This window comes from Burkholderia sp. FERM BP-3421 (assembly GCF_028657905.1).
Classification (GTDB): domain Bacteria; phylum Pseudomonadota; class Gammaproteobacteria; order Burkholderiales; family Burkholderiaceae; genus Burkholderia.
The window spans coordinates 2,666,860-2,682,579 of sequence record NZ_CP117782.1 but is presented as its reverse complement, the minus strand read 5'-3'; the positions used below and the strand labels follow the sequence as shown (position 1 = coordinate 2,682,579).

The 15,720-nt window shown below is 68.8% G+C and carries 16 protein-coding genes; 11 read left to right on the top strand and 5 right to left on the bottom strand.

Annotation, left to right across the window (positions count from 1 at the left end; all coding sequences use genetic code 11):
* Positions 1-198: 198 nt before the first annotated feature.
* Positions 199-1,749 carry a YifB family Mg chelatase-like AAA ATPase gene (locus Bsp3421_RS28085; protein ID WP_273999285.1) on the bottom strand — a complete coding sequence of 517 codons (1,551 nt, stop codon included), beginning with the start codon at positions 1,747-1,749 and terminating at the stop codon, positions 199-201.
* Between the two features lie 161 nt (positions 1,750-1,910).
* Positions 1,911-2,162, bottom strand: coding sequence for an accessory factor UbiK family protein (locus tag Bsp3421_RS28080; RefSeq protein WP_273999283.1), 252 nt, complete (start codon positions 2,160-2,162; stop codon positions 1,911-1,913).
* Positions 2,163-2,527: 365 nt separating this feature from the next.
* Between Bsp3421_RS28080 and Bsp3421_RS28075 the strand changes: the two genes are divergently transcribed.
* The 7 genes from Bsp3421_RS28075 (at position 2,528) to ptsP (ending at position 9,869) form a co-directional block, all read left to right on the top strand.
* Positions 2,528-2,866 (top strand): P-II family nitrogen regulator, encoded by a 339-nt coding sequence (locus tag Bsp3421_RS28075; RefSeq protein ID WP_273999282.1) that lies wholly within the window; start codon positions 2,528-2,530, stop codon positions 2,864-2,866.
* Positions 2,867-2,903: 37 nt separating this feature from the next.
* Positions 2,904-4,400, top strand: a complete 1,497-nt coding sequence (locus Bsp3421_RS28070) for an ammonium transporter (RefSeq protein WP_273999281.1) — start codon at positions 2,904-2,906, stop codon at positions 4,398-4,400.
* A 257-nt stretch (positions 4,401-4,657) separates the two neighbouring features.
* Positions 4,658-5,947 carry a glutamate--cysteine ligase gene (gene gshA / locus Bsp3421_RS28065; RefSeq protein WP_273999280.1) on the top strand — a complete coding sequence of 430 codons (1,290 nt, stop codon included), beginning with the start codon at positions 4,658-4,660 and terminating at the stop codon, positions 5,945-5,947.
* Between the two features lie 36 nt (positions 5,948-5,983).
* Positions 5,984-6,940 (top strand): glutathione synthase, encoded by a 957-nt coding sequence (gene gshB, locus Bsp3421_RS28060; RefSeq protein ID WP_273999278.1) that lies wholly within the window; start codon positions 5,984-5,986, stop codon positions 6,938-6,940.
* Positions 6,941-7,075: 135 nt separating this feature from the next.
* The gene (locus Bsp3421_RS28055; RefSeq protein WP_273999276.1) at positions 7,076-7,549 is read left to right on the top strand and encodes a PTS sugar transporter subunit IIA; all 474 of its coding nucleotides are present in this window, start codon (positions 7,076-7,078) and stop codon (positions 7,547-7,549) included.
* 75 nt (positions 7,550-7,624) lie between these two features.
* Entirely contained in the window at positions 7,625-7,894 is a 270-nt protein-coding gene (locus Bsp3421_RS28050; RefSeq protein WP_252987960.1) for an HPr family phosphocarrier protein, read from the top strand.
* Between the two features lie 202 nt (positions 7,895-8,096).
* On the top strand, positions 8,097-9,869 hold the full coding sequence (gene ptsP / locus Bsp3421_RS28045; RefSeq protein WP_273999274.1) for a phosphoenolpyruvate--protein phosphotransferase: 1,773 nt from the start codon (positions 8,097-8,099) through the stop codon (positions 9,867-9,869).
* Positions 9,870-9,929: 60 nt separating this feature from the next.
* On the opposite strand, the gene Bsp3421_RS28040 is transcribed toward ptsP, so the two are convergent.
* From Bsp3421_RS28040 to gpmA, 3 genes are all read right to left on the bottom strand, one after another.
* Complete coding sequence (locus Bsp3421_RS28040; RefSeq protein ID WP_273999273.1) at positions 9,930-10,688, bottom strand: HesA/MoeB/ThiF family protein; 759 nt, start codon at positions 10,686-10,688, stop codon at positions 9,930-9,932.
* Between the two features lie 110 nt (positions 10,689-10,798).
* Positions 10,799-12,364, bottom strand: coding sequence for a S41 family peptidase (locus Bsp3421_RS28035; RefSeq protein ID WP_252985114.1), 1,566 nt, complete (start codon positions 12,362-12,364; stop codon positions 10,799-10,801).
* Positions 12,365-12,528: 164 nt separating this feature from the next.
* On the bottom strand, positions 12,529-13,278 hold the full coding sequence (gene gpmA / locus Bsp3421_RS28030) for a 2,3-diphosphoglycerate-dependent phosphoglycerate mutase (RefSeq protein WP_273999272.1): 750 nt from the start codon (positions 13,276-13,278) through the stop codon (positions 12,529-12,531).
* Positions 13,279-13,412: 134 nt separating this feature from the next.
* Between gpmA and Bsp3421_RS28025 the strand changes: the two genes are divergently transcribed.
* The 4 genes from Bsp3421_RS28025 (at position 13,413) to Bsp3421_RS28010 (ending at position 15,718) form a co-directional block, all read left to right on the top strand.
* Positions 13,413-13,820 carry a rhodanese-like domain-containing protein gene (locus Bsp3421_RS28025; protein WP_273999271.1) on the top strand — a complete coding sequence of 136 codons (408 nt, stop codon included), beginning with the start codon at positions 13,413-13,415 and terminating at the stop codon, positions 13,818-13,820.
* 11 nt (positions 13,821-13,831) lie between these two features.
* On the top strand, positions 13,832-14,092 hold the full coding sequence (gene grxC, locus Bsp3421_RS28020; RefSeq protein WP_252985116.1) for a glutaredoxin 3: 261 nt from the start codon (positions 13,832-13,834) through the stop codon (positions 14,090-14,092).
* 115 nt (positions 14,093-14,207) lie between these two features.
* Entirely contained in the window at positions 14,208-14,693 is a 486-nt protein-coding gene (gene secB, locus Bsp3421_RS28015) for a protein-export chaperone SecB (RefSeq protein ID WP_273999270.1), read from the top strand.
* Positions 14,694-14,719: 26 nt separating this feature from the next.
* The gene (locus Bsp3421_RS28010) at positions 14,720-15,718 is read left to right on the top strand and encodes an NAD(P)H-dependent glycerol-3-phosphate dehydrogenase (protein ID WP_273999269.1); all 999 of its coding nucleotides are present in this window, start codon (positions 14,720-14,722) and stop codon (positions 15,716-15,718) included.
* The last annotated feature ends 2 nt before the right edge of the window (positions 15,719-15,720 follow it).

Sequence of the window (15,720 nt, the reverse complement as noted above, 5' to 3'; positions counted from 1 at the left end):
TGCTTGCTTCGTGAAGCCGCCGCGGATGAGCGTACGCAGGGCTTCATACGCGGAAATGTGCATAAGTCAAGTCTTGACAGCGGATTTTTATGTCTGACCGGGAGAGAACGCCGGAGACGCCGGGGAGCGCGCAGCCTGTCCGGCGTGCGTTTCGGCGGCCGGCCCGCCGGGGGGGGCGGCTCCATGCCCGGCATGTGCTCACCCGCCCGCCACCACCCGCCGATACCGGATCGCCTCCGCGATCTGCGCGGCATCGGGCGCCGCGCCGCCGGCCAGATCCGCGATCGTGCGCGCGACCTTCAACACCCGGTAATGCGCGCGCGCCGACCACCCGAACCGCTCGCCCGCCTCGCGCAGCAGCAGGTCGCCCGCATGATCGGGCCGGCACAGTTCGTCGGCTTCGCGCCCGCTCAACGCATGGTTGGTCTTGCCCTGTCGCGCGAGCTGCCGCGCCCGCGCCCCGGCCACCCGCTCCGCCACCACCGCGCTCGTCTCGCCCGGTGCGCCCGACCGTTCCGACAGCTCGGCCGGCGTGAGCGCGGGCAGCTCGATCTGGATGTCGATGCGATCGAGCAGCGGACCGGACAGCTTGCGCAGGTAGCGCGCGGCGAGGTCCGGCGTGCAGCGGCAGCGCCCGGCGGGATCGCCGCGCCAGCCGCAGGGGCACGGATTCATCGCGGCGACGAGCTGGCACGCGGCCGGGAACTCGGCCTGCAGCGCGGCGCGCGAGATCGTGATGTGGCCGGCCTCCAGCGGCTCGCGCAGCGTTTCGAGCACGTGCCGGTCGAATTCGGGCAATTCGTCGAGGAACAGCACGCCGAGGTGCGCGAGCGTGATCTCGCCGGGCTGCGGCGGGTTGCGGCCGCCGACGAGCGCCGCCGCGCTCGATGAATGATGGGGCGCGCGAAACGGCCGCCGCCGCCACTGCGCGGGCGAGAAGCCGAGCCGGCTCGACGACAGCAGCGCCGCCGACGCGAGCGCCTCGTCGTCGCTCATCGGCGGCAGGAGGCCCGGCAGCCGCGCGGCGAGCATCGATTTGCCCGCGCCGGGCGGCCCGACCATCAGCAGGTGGTGCCCGCCCGCTGCCGCGACCTCCAGCGCGCGGCGCGCCTCGCGCTGACCGATCACGTCGGCGAGGTCCGGGACCGGCGAGCCCGGCCGCGCGTCGAGACAGGGCGCGGTCGCGGGCGTGAGGCGGCCGTCCGGCGCGCCGGCCAGATGGGCGCACAGCGCCGGCAGGTCGGGCGCGCCGTAAACCGTCACGCCGGGCGCGAGCGCCGCCTCGGCCGCGCTCGCGAGCGGCAGATACAGTTCGGGCGGGCCGGCGGCGGCCCGCGCATCGGGCTCCGCCGCGCCGCGCGCGGTGCCGCAGGCCATCGCGAATGCGCCGCGCATCGGCCGCAGCGCGCCCGTGAGCGACAGCTCGCCCGCGAACTCGCGCCCGTCGAGCACGCCGGGCGGCAGTTGCCCGCTCGCGGCGAGGATGCCGAGCGCGATGGGCAGGTCGAAGCGGCCCGATTCCTTGGGCAGGTCGGCGGGCGCGAGATTGACGGTGATGCGGCGCACCGGGAAGTCGAAGCCGCAGTTCTGCAGCGCGGCGCGTACGCGCTCGCGGCTTTCGCGGACTTCGAGGTCGGGCAGGCCGACGATCGAGAACGCCGGCAGGCCGTTGGCCAGATGGATTTCGACGGTGACGTCCGGCGCGCGGCCGGCGGCCGGGGCGCGACTGCGCACGACGGCGAGCGACATGGCGGGCACTCCTCGCTGGGCGAAGCGCGGCGGGCCGCGCTTCGTTCAAGGTGGGCGATTTCGCTGCGCGCTTGCCGGCGAGGCGCGAACTGGGACGGAAAACCGGGCCGCGAGAGCGGCGGTGAGCGGCGGACGCCGGCCGGGCCGGCGTCCGCGCGAGGTCAGGATTGGGCGTCGGCCAGCTTCTGCTCGAGTTCCGCGACGCGTTTTTCCAGCTCCTCGAGCCGGACGCGGGTGCGTGCGAGCACCTGCGTCTGCGTGTCGAACTCCTCGCGGGTGACGAGATCGAGCTTCGAGAAGCCTTGCGTGAGCATGGCCTTCACGTTGCGCTCGACATCCCTGGCCGGCGAGTTTTTCAGCAGATCGCCGACCCGCGCCTGCAGGTCGTTGAAAACGTCGCTGGGTTGCTTCATGGTGTTTCCCCTTCTTTGCACATTATTTGTGCATGTGCCGTTACGTTCGTGCCCGGAAGGCGCGCATGACCGGAATTGGTGCGCGGGCCGGGCCCGTTTTCCGGGCATGGCGGCCGCCTGATCGGGGCCCTCATGCCTTGGACGTGCGTGAACTCTAGCAATGATCCTTTTGCTGCGCCAGCGAACTGGCCGAGCGTTGGCCGTTCGGCCCAGGCTGCGCGCGCCTGAGCGCCGCCTCGCTGCACCGCGGAAATCTTGCTGAAAGCCTGTTGAGCGCCGTGCGGCGCGACATGGCATGCGAGTTGCTCAGGGTGTCCCGTCACACAGGCAAGCGGGTTGACGGGACAACACAGCGAGAGGATTTCATGAAACTGATTACCGCCATCATCAAGCCGTTCAAGCTCGATGAGACGCGCGAGGCCCTGTCGGCCCTCGGCGTCTCGGGCATCACGGTCACCGAGGTCAAGGGCTTCGGCCGCCAGAAGGGGCACACCGAGCTGTATCGGGGGGCGGAATACGTGGTCGATTTCCTGCCCAAGATGAAGATCGAGGCCGCGGTGTCGGACGATCTCGTCGAACAGGCGGTGGAAGCGATCGAGCGGGCCGCGCGCACCGGCAAGATCGGCGACGGCAAGATCTTCGTCACGCCGATCGAGCAGGTGGTCCGGATCCGCACCGGGGAGACGGGCGCGGACGCCCTGTAATACACGACACAAGACGAGCGATAAGAGGAAACCCAAGATGCGCAACTTCCTGATGTCCCTGCTGATGGCCGGCTCGCTGATTGCGGGCGGCGTGGGCACGGCACTGGCCGACGACGCCGCGTCGGCGGCCGCGGCTTCCGCCGCGACGGCCTCCGACACCGCGGCTTCCGCGCCCGACGCCAGCGCGGCCGCCGCGCCGGCCGCGAGCGCGCCCGCGGCGGCGCCGGCCGAGGCCAGCGCCGCGGCCGCGGCCGCCGCGCCGGCTTCGGCGGCGGCGCCCGCCGCGCCGACCGCGCCGTTCTCGGTCGATTCGTCGAAGATCAATTCCGGCGACACCGCGTGGATGCTGACCTCGACGGCCCTCGTGCTGTTCATGACGATCCCGGGCCTCGCGCTGTTCTACGGCGGCATGGTCCGCAAGAAGAACGTGCTCGCGACCGTGATGCAGAGCTTCGCGATCACGGCGCTGATCACGGTGCTGTGGACGGTGGTCGGCTACAGCCTCGCGTTCACGCCGGGCAACGGCTTCATCGGCGGCTTCTCGCGGGTGTTCCTGTCGGGCATGAACTACATCCACGGCGACAAGGCCACCACGCTGACCGTCAGCCACCTCGCGCCGACGATCCCCGAGACGGTTTATTTCGTCTACCAGATGACCTTCGCGATCATCACGCCGGCGTTGATCTGCGGCGCGTTCGCGGACCGCATGAAGTTCTCGGCGATGCTGGTGTTCATGACGCTCTGGTCGCTGATCGTCTATGTGCCGATCGCGCACATGGTGTGGGAGCCGACCGGCTGGCTGTCGTCGGACGGCGTGCTCGACTTCGCGGGCGGCACCGTCGTGCACATCAATGCCGGCATCGCGGGCCTCGTGTCCTGCCTCGTGCTCGGCAAGCGGGTCGGCTATGGCCGCGAGGCGATGGCGCCGCACAATCTGGTGCTGACGCTGATCGGCGGCTCGATGCTGTGGGTCGGCTGGTTCGGCTTCAACGCGGGTTCGGCGGTCGCGGCCGACGGCCGCGCCGGGTTCGCGATGCTGACGACCCAGGTGGCCACCGCCTGCGCGGCGCTCGGCTGGATGTTCGCCGAATGGATCGCGAAGGGCCGGCCCTCGGTGCTCGGCATCGTGTCGGGCGCGGTCGCCGGGCTGGTCGCGATCACGCCGGCCGCCGGCTTCGTCGGCGTCGCCGGTGCGCTCGTGATCGGCATCGCGGCGGGCGTCGTGTGCTTCTGGTCGGCGACCTGGCTCAAGACCAAGCTCGGCTACGACGATTCGCTCGACGCCTTCGGCGTGCACGGCGTGGGCGGGATCCTCGGCGCGCTGCTGACGGGCGTGTTCGCGGTCAAGGACATCGGCGGCGCCGACGGCAGCCTGCTGCTGCAGGCCAAGGGCGTGGCGATCACGCTGGTCTACAGCGGCGTGGTCAGTTTCGTGCTGTTGAAGGGGATCGATCTGGTGATGGGCCTGCGCGTGTCGGAAGAGGAAGAGCGCGAGGGCCTCGACGTGATCCTGCACGGCGAGCATGTCGAGTAAGCGCAGGTCGTGATCGGTTCGTCGGGCGCGCGGCCCGTTTCACGCCGCGCCGCCCGGAATGCATGAGCGCAGCGACTTCGGCCCGCCGTTCGGCGGGCTCTTTTTTGGGTGTGGCGGCGGTGTGGCGCCGTTAAACCCTGTCGGCTATCAGGTCTATAGCGATAAACATCCATTAAATCCTTGCGATCGCGGGAACAATCCCCAAATGCGGTAGGCAATTGCTCTACAATCTTTTTTCTCCCGTCCGCGAGTGATTCATGGTTCCCCACCTCGTTACGGCGTTAAATGGTCCGCTGCTCGAATTGGAGCGGAAGATCCTCGACGCCACGCCTGCCATTGAACGCTGGTTCAGGCTCGAATGGCAGGAACACACACCGCCGTTCTATTGTTCGGTCGACCTGCGCAATGCGGGCTTCAAGCTCGCGCCCGTCGATGCGAACCTGTTTCCCGGCAGCTTCAACAACCTGCCGCCCGAAGTGCTGCCGCTCGCCGTGCAGGCCGCGATGGCCGCGATCGAGAAGATCTGTCCCGATGCGAAGAATCTGCTCGTGATTCCCGAGCTGCCGACCCGCAACGCGTTCTATCTCGAGAACGTCGCGCGGCTCGCGACGATCATGCGCCAGGCCGGGCTCAACGTGCGCTTCGGCTCGCTCGATCCGGGCATCGCCGAACTCACGCCGATCACGCTGGCCGACGGCCAGAAGATCGTGCTGGAGCCGCTCGAGCGCACGCCGCGCCGTCTCGGCCTGAAGAATTTCGAGCCGTGCTCGATCCTGCTGAACAACGATCTGTCGGCGGGCATCCCGGCCGTGCTCGAAAACCTGCACGAGCAGTATCTGCTGCCGCCGCTGCACGCGGGCTGGGCGGTGCGCCGCAAGTCGAATCACTTCGCCTGCTACGACGACGTCGCGAAGAAGTTCGCGAAGATGGTCGGCGTCGACCCGTGGATGGTGAACCCGTACTTCGCGCACGTCGAAGATATCGACTGGCAGGCGCAGGAGGGCGGCGGCGCGCTCGCCGAGGCGATCGACGCGGTGCTCAAGAAGATCGCGCGCAAGTACCGCGAGTACGGCATCAGCGAGAAGCCGTACGTGGTCGTGAAGGGCGACGCGGGCACCGCGGGGCGCGGCGTGATGACCGTGCACGACGCCGCGGAGATCGGCCGCATGACGAAGGCCGAGCGCGCGCGCATGTCGGAATCGAAGGCGGGGCTCGCGGTGCGCGACGTGATCGTGCAGGAAGGCGTGTACACGTTCGAGCGGATCGGCGACGAAGTGGCCGAGCCGGTCGTCTACATGATCGACCGTTACGTGGTGGGCGGGTTCTACCGCACCCACGGCGCGCGCGAGCGCGACCAGAACCTGAACGCCCCCGGCATGCACTACGTGCCGCTCGGCTTCGAGCACACCGCGCTGCCGGACGCGCACGCGAAGCCGGGCGCCGCGCCGCCGAACCGCTTCTACATGTACGGCGTGGTCGCGCGGCTCGGGTTGCTCGCGTCGTCGGTGGAGCTCGAGAAGACCGACCCGGAAGCCATCCAGGTATAAATCGCGGGGCGCAGCCCCACCACGCTCAGGGACCGCATGGATATCCTCTTTATCGCCGATCCGCTCGATCAGTTCCGGATCTACAAGGATTCGACCTACGCGATGATGGCCGAGGCCGCGCGCCGCGGCCACGCAGTCTATGCGTGCGAGCCGCGCCATCTCGCGTGGACGGGCGCGCATGTCGAGGCGGACGTGCGCCGCGTGACGCTCGTCGGCGACGCCGCCGACCTGCATCGCGCGCCGTGGCACGAGGCGGGCCCGGTCGAGGCGCGCGCGCTCGCGTCGTTCGGCGCGGTGCTGATGCGCAAGGATCCGCCGTTCGACATGGAGTACGTGACCTCGACCTGGCTGCTCGAGCAGGCCGAGCGCGGCGGCGCGCGTGTGTTCAACCGGCCGCAGGCGATCCGCGATCACTCCGAAAAGCTCGCGATCGGCGAATTCCCGCAGTTCGTCGCGCCGACGCTCGTCACGCGCGACGCCGCGCGCCTGCGCGCGTTCCACGCGGAGCACGGCGACGTGATCCTGAAGCCGCTCGACGGCATGGGCGGGATGGGCGTGTTCCGCGTGAAGGCCGACGGGATGAACCTCGGCTCGATCATCGAGATGTTGAGCCACGATGGCGCGCGCTCGGTGATGGCGCAGAAATTCATTCCCGAGATCAAGGCGGGCGACAAGCGTATCCTGGTTATCGGCGGTGTACCGGTTCCGTACTCGCTTGCCCGGATTCCGCAGGGGAATGAAGTGCGCGGTAATCTGGCTGCAGGCGGTCTCGGCGTCGCGCAGCCGCTCACCGCGCGCGACCGCGAGATCGCGGAGACGCTGGCGCCCGTGCTGGCGGCGCGCGGCTTGCTGCTCGTCGGCCTCGACGCGATCGGCGACTGGCTGACCGAAGTGAATGTCACGAGCCCGACCTGTTTCCGTGAAATCATGGAGCAGACCGGTTTCGATGTGGCGGCGATGTTCGTCGACGCGCTGGAGCGCGCCGCCGGCTGACCCGCCGGCACCGGCGGCGGCCGCGCAGGCCCCGTCGCCGGCCGGTCCGGACGGCCTGCTACAATGCCCGCTTGCCCGGCACGGTTTCTCGTGCGCCAGGCCCGGCAGGCGGGCCGAACTCGTTGCAAGGCTGATATGGCTGGCATTCTCATCATCGCGCATGCACCGCTCGCGACCGCTCTGCGGGACTGCATCTCGCATATCTACGGCGGGGTGCCCGCGCGCATCGGCTGCATCGACGTGCAGGCCGACAGCGATCCCGTTCAGGTGATGGCGTTCGCGCACGCCGAGCTTGCGCGCCTGAAGGAAGAGAACGGCGCGCTCGTGCTGACCGACATGTACGGCGCGACGCCCGCGAACATCGCGGGCCAGCTCGCGAAGCTCGACGGGGTCCGCGTGCTCGCGGGCGTCAATCTGCCGATGCTGGTGCGCGCGGTCTGTTACCGCACCACGCCGCTCGATACGCTCGTCGACAAGGCGCTCGCGGGTTCCACCAAGGGGATCCACGAAGTCGCGGCCGGCACGCCGCCGCCGCGCTCGCCCGGGCTCGGCTGCGGCGAGTGCGCGCCGATTCCGCCCGAACCGAAACCGCAGGCCGAGCCGCACTGAGCGGGCGGATGCATGTCATTCAACCCCCGGCCGGCGAAGCGCTCGCCGGCTGCCCTGACCTGATCACCGGAAACCATGCTTCAGCAAGAAACGACCATCGTGAATAAATTGGGGCTGCATGCCCGGGCCTCCGCCAAGCTGACCCAGCTGGCCGGGAATTTCCAGGCCGAGGTCTGGATGACCCGCAACGGTCGCCGGATCAATGCGAAGAGCATCATGGGCGTGATGATGCTGGCGGCGGGGATTGGCAGCACGATCACGATCGAGACCGAGGGGCCGGATGAAAAAGAGGCGATGGATTCACTGCTGAAATTGATCGCCGACAAGTTCGGCGAAGGTCAGTAGACCGACCGGTTGCGCCGCGCCGGAATTTGATGAGAATGCCGCGGGCTTCCGCGGCATTTCTGTTTCCGTCACAACAATGCATTGACGACTGCATGCTGCGCCGCATGCAGCCTTGGCGCGCGGCGGAATTTATAATCGGGTACCGGGGTCATAAGCGCATCGCAGCGGTGCGCCGCGGCTTACATGATGAGAGGAGGTGCGCGTGTCCTTCACGCTGCATGGTATTCCCGTTTCAAGAGGCATCGCGATCGGACGTGCGTATCTGATCGCGCGGGCGGCGCTCGACGTTGCCCATTACCTGATCGACGCCGCGCAGATCGACGCCGAGGTGGAACGCTTTCGCGCGTCGCTGCACGCGGTGCGCTGCGAACTCGACGCGCTGCGCGCCGACCTGAACGACGACACGCCGTCCGAAGTCGCCGCGTTCATCGACGTGCACGCGATGATCCTGAGCGACGCGATGCTGGTGCAGGAAACCATCGACCTGATCCGCACCCGCCGCTACAACGTCGAGTGGGCGCTGACCGAGCAGCTCGAGCTGCTGACCCGCCATTTCGACGACATCGAGGACGAGTACCTGCGCGAGCGCAAGGCCGACATCGAGCAGGTGGTCGAGCGGGTGCTGAAGGCGCTCGCGGGCGCGCCGTCCGCGTCGCAGGCGCTCGATCGCGCCGCGCGCGGCAAGGACGAGATGATCGTGGTCGCGCACGACATCGCGCCCGCCGACATGATGCAGTTCAAGAGCCAGTCGTTCCAGGCCTTCGTCACCGATCTCGGCGGCCGCACCTCGCATACGGCGATCGTCGCGCGCAGCCTCGGCATCCCGGCCGCGGTCGGGGTCCAGCACGCGAGCGCGCTGATCCGCCAGGACGACCTCATCATCGTCGACGGCGACCAGGGGATCGTGATCGTCGATCCCGCGCCGATCGTGCTCGAGGAGTACTCGTACCGGCAGTCGGAAAAGGCGCTGGAGCAACGCAAGCTGCAGCGCCTCAAGTTCTCGCCGACGCAAACCTTGTGCGGTACCCGCATCGATCTGTGCGCGAACATCGAGCTGCCCGACGATGCGAAGGCCGCGATCGACGCGGGCGCGGTGGGGGTGGGGCTGTTCCGCACCGAGTTCCTGTTCATGAATCACAAGAACCAGATGCCCGAGGAGGAGGAGCAGTTCGGTGCGTATCGGCGCGCGGTGGAGCTGATGCGCGGGCTGCCGGTGACGATCCGCACCATCGACGTCGGCGCCGACAAGCCGCTCGAAGCGCTCGACGAAGGCTACGAGACCGCGCCGAATCCCGCGCTCGGCCTGCGCGCGATCCGCTGGAGCCTGTCGGAGCCGCAGATGTTCCTCACGCAGCTGCGCGCGATCCTGCGCGCGTCGGTGTTCGGCCCGGTGAAGATCCTGATCCCGATGCTCGCGCATGCGCAGGAGATCGACCAGACGCTCGACCTGATCCGCGAGGCAAAGCGCCAGCTCGACGACGCGGGGCTCTCCTACGATCCGACCGTGCGGGTCGGCGCGATGATCGAGATCCCGGCCGCGGCGATCGCCTTGCCGCTGTTCCTGAAGCGGGTCGACTTCCTGTCGATCGGCACCAACGACCTGATCCAGTACACGCTCGCGATCGATCGCGCGGACAACGCGGTCGCGCATCTGTACGACCCGCTGCATCCGGCCGTGCTGCACCTGATCTCCTACACGCTGCGCGAGGCGAAGCGTGCGGGCGTGCCGGTGTCGGTGTGCGGCGAGATGGCGGGCGATCCGGCGCTCACGCGTCTGTTGCTCGGCATGGGGCTCACCGAGTTCTCGATGCACCCGAGCCAGCTGCTGGTGGTCAAGCAGGAGATCCTGCGCGCGCATCTGAAGGCGCTCGAGAAGCCGACGGCCGACGTGCTCGCGGCGTTCGAGCCCGAGGAGGTGCAGTCGGCGTTGAAGCGCCTCGACAGCGCGGAACCGCGCGCGGACGTCGCCGCCTAGCCTCCCGGCTTCAGGTCGCGCGGCCGCGCCAACGATCGCGGCGGCCGCGCGCGGGCCGCGTCAGTGCGCGTGCGCGTCGCCGCACACCGGGCAATCCGGCTGTCGCGCGATCCGCATCGTATTCCACTCCATGCGCAGCGCATCGAGCATCATGAGCCGGCCGGCGAGCGTCGCGCCGATGCCGCCGATCACGCGCAGCGCCTCGGCCGCCTGCATCGCGCCGATGATGCCGACCGTCGGGGCGAACACACCCATCGTCGAGCAGGCGACTTCCTCGAACGGCTGATCCTCCGGAAACACGCACGCGTAGCACGGCGAGGCCGGGTCGCGGAAATCGAAGGTGCTGATCTGGCCGTCGAAGCGCAGCGCCGCGCCGGACACGAGCGGCACCCGATGCGCGACGCACGCGCGGTTGATCGCATGGCGGGTCGCGAAGTTGTCGGTGCAGTCGAGCACGACGCTCGCCTTGGGCACGGCGTGCGCGAGCCAGGCGTCGTCGACGCGCTCGGCGACCGCGTGCACCCGCACCTCCGGATTGAGCCGCGCGAGCGCGTCGCGCCCCGAATCCACCTTGCGACGGCCGACCGCGGCCGTATCGTGCAGGATCTGGCGCTGCAGGTTGGTGAGGTCGACCGTGTCGGCGTCGACGAGCGTGAGCGTGCCGACGCCCGACGCGGCCAGGTACATCGCCGCGGGCGAGCCGAGGCCGCCCGCGCCGATCACGAGCGCGTGCGCATCGAGAAAGCGCTGCTGCGCTTCGATGCCGATCTCGTCGACGAGGATGTGGCGGGAATAGCGGAGGAGCTGGTCGTCGTTCATGGCGGGCGGTCGGGCGAGGAAACGGGGCGCGTGGCGTCTATTCTAGGCGCGCAAATGAAACGGGCCATCGCGGCGCTTGCCGCGATGGCCCGCTGGGGCCGCCTGGGCGCTTACTGCGGCGCCGAGGCCGGCTGCGCGGCGGAGGCCGGCTTGGCGGCCGCCTTCGACGCACCCTTCGGCGCCGCGGCGGACGAGGCCGCCTTGCCGGTGGCCGCGCCCTTCGTGCTTTCCGCAAGCATCGACTTCGACTCCTGCACCGGCTTGCCCTCGAGCTTGGCGAGCGCCTGCTGCATCATGAAGTCGTCGGCGGTGCCGAACTCGACCGGCTTGCGGTCGCGGTCTTTCTGGCGCTGCTCCGGCGTCTTCTTGTCGTTCTGCTCCTCGAGGACGCGCAGCTGCTCCATGCGACGCTGCTCGCGATCTTCCTGTTCCTTCTTCTCGTTCGGATCCTGGGTGTTCGCGAGGTGGTTCGAGTAGTCGACTTCGCGCGTGACGAGCACGTCGTCCGGATCGCCGTCCGCGAACTGGTCGACCGGGATGTCCGGCGTGATGCCCTTGTTCTGGATCGAACGGCCGCTCGGCGTGTAGTAGTACGCGGTCGTCAGGCGCAGCGCGCTGTCGGCCGTCATCGGCCGGACCGTCTGCACCGAGCCCTTGCCGAACGTGGTCTTGCCCAGGATCTGCGCGCGGTGCGCATCCTGCAGCGCGCCCGCGACGATTTCCGACGCCGACGCCGAGTACGCGTTCGTCAGCACCACCATCGGCACCGTCTTGAAGATGGCCGGCAGGTTCTTGAGCGGATCGCTGTCGAACGACGGCAGGCGGTAGTTGTCGTAGTTGTCGCGATAGACCTGCTTCGAATCCGGGATCTGGCCGTTGGTCGACACGACGACGGAATCGGGCGGCAGGAACGCGCCCGCGACGCCGACCGCGCTTTGCAGCAGGCCGCCGCCGTTGTTGCGCAGATCGAGGATGAGGCCCTTCAGGTTCGGCTGCTGGCGCGCGATGTCCTGCAGCTTGGCGGCGAGATCGGGCGTCGTGCGTTCCTGGAAGCTGGTGATGCGGATGTAGGCGTAGCCCGGGTCGAGCATCTTCATCTTCACGCTCTGCACGCGGATGATCGCGCGCGTGACCGTGACCGGGAAGGTGCGGTCGTCGCTCTTGCGGAAGATGGTCAGCGTGACCTTGGTGCCCGGCTCGCCGCGCATCTGCTTGACGGCCTTGTCGAGCGTCATGCCGCGCACGGGGCGATCGTTGATGCGGGTGATCAGGTCGCCCGGACGGATGCCGGCGCGGAACGCGGGCGTGTCCTCGATCGGCGAGATCACCTTGACGAGGCCGTCCTCCTGGGAAATCTCGATGCCGAGGCCCGCGAAGCGGCCCTTGGTCTGTTCCTGCAGTTCCTCGTAGTCGGTCTTGTCGAGGTACGACGAGTGCGGGTCGAGGCTCGACACCATGCCCTTGATCGCGGCCGTCAGCAGCTTCTTGTCATCGACGGGTTCGACATACTCGCGCTTGATCTGGCCGAACACCTCGGCGAACAGCCGCAGCTGGTCGAGCGGCAGCGGGGACGTGACGGCCGCCTGCTGGGCCGAGGCGGAGATCTGCAACGTGGCGAATACGCCGGTCGCGAGGCCCGCGGCAATCAGGCCGATATTCTTCAATTTCATTCGCATAGAGTCTGGTGCGGTCGGAAAGCGCGTGGCTGTGGCGGGGACAACAGGACGGACAAGTATAACTGCTCGCCCCCGAATCGAGCGGATCGCGCCGGAACGGGTTCGACAGCGCCCGGCCCGGCGGGTTCGCGGGCGCCGCCGCCGGGCGGGCGCCCGCCGCGGGCCTAGCCCGCCGACTTGCCCTGCTGCGCGACGGCGGCCTGGGCCTTCGCGATCGCGTCCTGGTCGCCGAGGTAGTAGTGCTTGATCGGCTTGAGGCCGGCGTCCAGCTCATAGACGAGCGGCACGCCGTTCGGGATGTTGAGGCCGACGATGTCGCTGTCGGAGATGCCGTCGAGATACTTGATCAGCGCGCGCAGCGAATTGCCGTGCGCGGCGATCAGCACCTGCTTGCCGGCCTTCACCGCCGGGGCGATCGACTCGTTCCACAGCGGCAGCACGCGCGCGACCGTGTCCTTCAGGCACTCGGTGAGCGGCAGCTGCTCGCGCGGCACCTTCGCGTAGCGCGGGTCGCCGAACGGGGCGCGCGGGTCGTCCGCCTCGAGCGCGGGCGGCGGCGTGTCGTAGCTGCGGCGCCAGACCAGCACCTGCTCGTCGCCGAACTTCGCGGCGGTCTCGGCCTTGTTGAGGCCGGACAGCGCGCCGTAGTGGCGCTCGTTCAGGCGCCACGTGTGGACGACGGGCAGATACATCTGGTCCATTTCGTCCTGCACGTGCCACAGTGTGCGGACCGCGCGCTTGAGCACCGAGGTGTAGGCGATGTCGAACGCGTAGCCGGCTTCCTTGAGCAGCACGCCTGCCTGCCGGGCCTCGCGGTTGCCCTGTTCGGTCAGGTCGACGTCGACCCAGCCCGTGAAGCGGTTTTCCTTGTTCCAGGTCGATTCGCCGTGGCGGATGAGAACGAGCTTGTACATATGTGCTTGCGGTCGGTAGTGAGGAAGCGGTTCGCGACACGGCCCGGGCAGCGGTGGGGCGCCATCGCGCAAGGCGCTTATTTTATAATGGCGGGATTGTCGTTTCGATTTCTCTTTTTTTCGGCGGATTTTCCGTGACGTTCTTTAGCGATTACACGAACCTGGCCCTCATCGGGATTCTGGTGGTTTCCGGCGGCCTGCTGGCCCTGCCCGCGCTGCGGCGCGGCGGGGCGGGCCTGTCCGCGGCGGAGGCGACCCAACTGATCAACCGCCGCAACGCGGTCGTGATCGACCTGCGCCCGGCGGCCGAATTCGGCGTGGGCCACCTGCCGGCGGCCCGCTCGGTCGAATTCGGCGAACTGCAGACGAAGCTTGCACAGGTCGCCCGCAACAAGAGCGCGCCGCTGCTGCTCGTCTGCCAGAACGGCCAGCAGTCGCAGAAGGCGGCCAAGCTCGCGCAGGACGCGGGCTACGGCGAAGTGCACGTGCTGCAGGGCGGCGTGGCCGCATGGCAGCAGGCCGGCATGCCGGTCGTCAAATAAGGAGTGGTGAAGTGAATAAAGTGGTCATGTACAGCACCCAGGTCTGCCCGTACTGCGTCCAGGCCGAGCGGCTTTTGAAGCTGCGCGGCGTCGAGCAGATCGAGAAGGTGCTGATCGACAAGGATCCGACGCGTCGCGAGGAAATGATGACGCGCACCGGCCGTCGCACGGTGCCGCAGATCTATATCGGCGAAACCCATGTCGGCGGCTACGACGATCTGTCGAAGCTCGACCGCGAAGGCGGCTTGAAGCCGCTTCTGGAAGCCGCCTAATTCCGGCAGAATGGCCGCCTTCGCTCCGCATCGGGGCGACGCGTGCCGCAGCACGAACAAAACCGGGCAGGCCGGAGGGTTCCGGCCGCCTTGCTATCAATTTTAGGGAGCCACCATGTCCGACGTCGAAAACCAGCCGTTCTTCAATATCCAGCGCATCTACCTGAAGGATCTGTCGCTTGAGCAGCCGAATTCGCCGGCGATCTTCCTCGAGCAGGACATGCCGTCGGTCGAGGTCGAAGTCGACGTGAAGGCCGAGCGCCTCGCGGAAAGCGTGTACGAGATCGTCGTGTCGGGCACCGTGACCGCGAAGGTCAAGGACAAGGTCGCGTTCCTGATCGAAGCGAAGCAGGCCGGCATTTTCGATATCCGCAACATCCCGGCCGAGCAGATCGACCCGCTCGTCGGCATCGCCTGCCCGACGATCCTGTTCCCTTACCTGCGTTCGAACATCGCCGACGCGATCACGCGCGCGGGCTTCCCGCCGATCCACCTCGCGGAAATCAACTTCCAGGCGCTGTACGAGCAGCGTCTCGCGCAGCTGTCGCAGCAGGCGGAAGGCGGCGCGCAGGGCGCGCCGAACGGCACGACGCTCAACTGAGCGGCCGCGACCGACCGGTGCTGGGTATGAAAGTTTCCGTTCTCGGCGCCGGCGCGTGGGGCACCGCGCTGGCCGGCCATCTGGCCGCGCGGCACGATACGCTCCTGTGGGCGCGCGATCGCGCGCTCGTCTCCGAACTTGAGGCCCGGCGCGAAAACGTCCGCTACCTCGACGGCGTCGCGCTGTCGCCGGCGCTGCGCTACGAGGCCGATCTCGCGGCCGCGCTCGCGCATGCGGCGGGCGACGACGCGCTGTGCGTGGTCGCGGCGCCCGTCGCCGGGCTGCGCGCGCTGTGCGGCGCGATGCGCGACGCGGGCCGGGTGCCCGCGCATCTGGTATGGGTCTGCAAGGGTTTCGAGGCCGACACGCGGCTCTTGCCGCACCGGATGATCGCGGAGGCGCTGCCCGGGCAGCCGAGCAACGGCGTGCTGTCCGGCCCGAGCTTCGCGCGCGAGGTCGGCGAGGGCCTGCCCGTCGCGCTGACGATCGCGAGCGCCTCGGCCGCCTGCCGCGAGCGCACGGTGGCGGCGTTCCATCACGGCGCGATGCGGATCTATACCGGCGACGACGTGGTCGGCGTCGAGGTCGGCGGCGCGGTGAAGAACGTGCTGGCGATCGCGACCGGCATCGCCGACGGCCTGGGGCTCGGCCTCAATGCGCGGGCCGCGCTGATCACGCGCGGCCTGGCCGAGATGTCGCGCCTGGGCGTGACGCTCGGCGGCCGCGCGGAAACCTTCACCGGGCTGACCGGCCTGGGCGACCTGATCCTGACCGCGACGGGCAACCTGTCGCGCAACCGCACCGTCGGCCTGCAACTGGCCGAAGGGCGCACGCTCGAGGCGATCCTGGCCTCGCTCGGCCACGTCGCCGAAGGCGTGCGTTGCGCGCAGGCGGTGCTGTCGATCGCGCGCGATCACGGCATCGAGATGCCGATCACCGAGGCGGTGTGCGCCGTGCTGTTCGACGGCGTCGCGCCGCGCGACGCGGTGAGCGGCCTGCTGCGCCGCGACGCGAAGGCCGAGTAGCG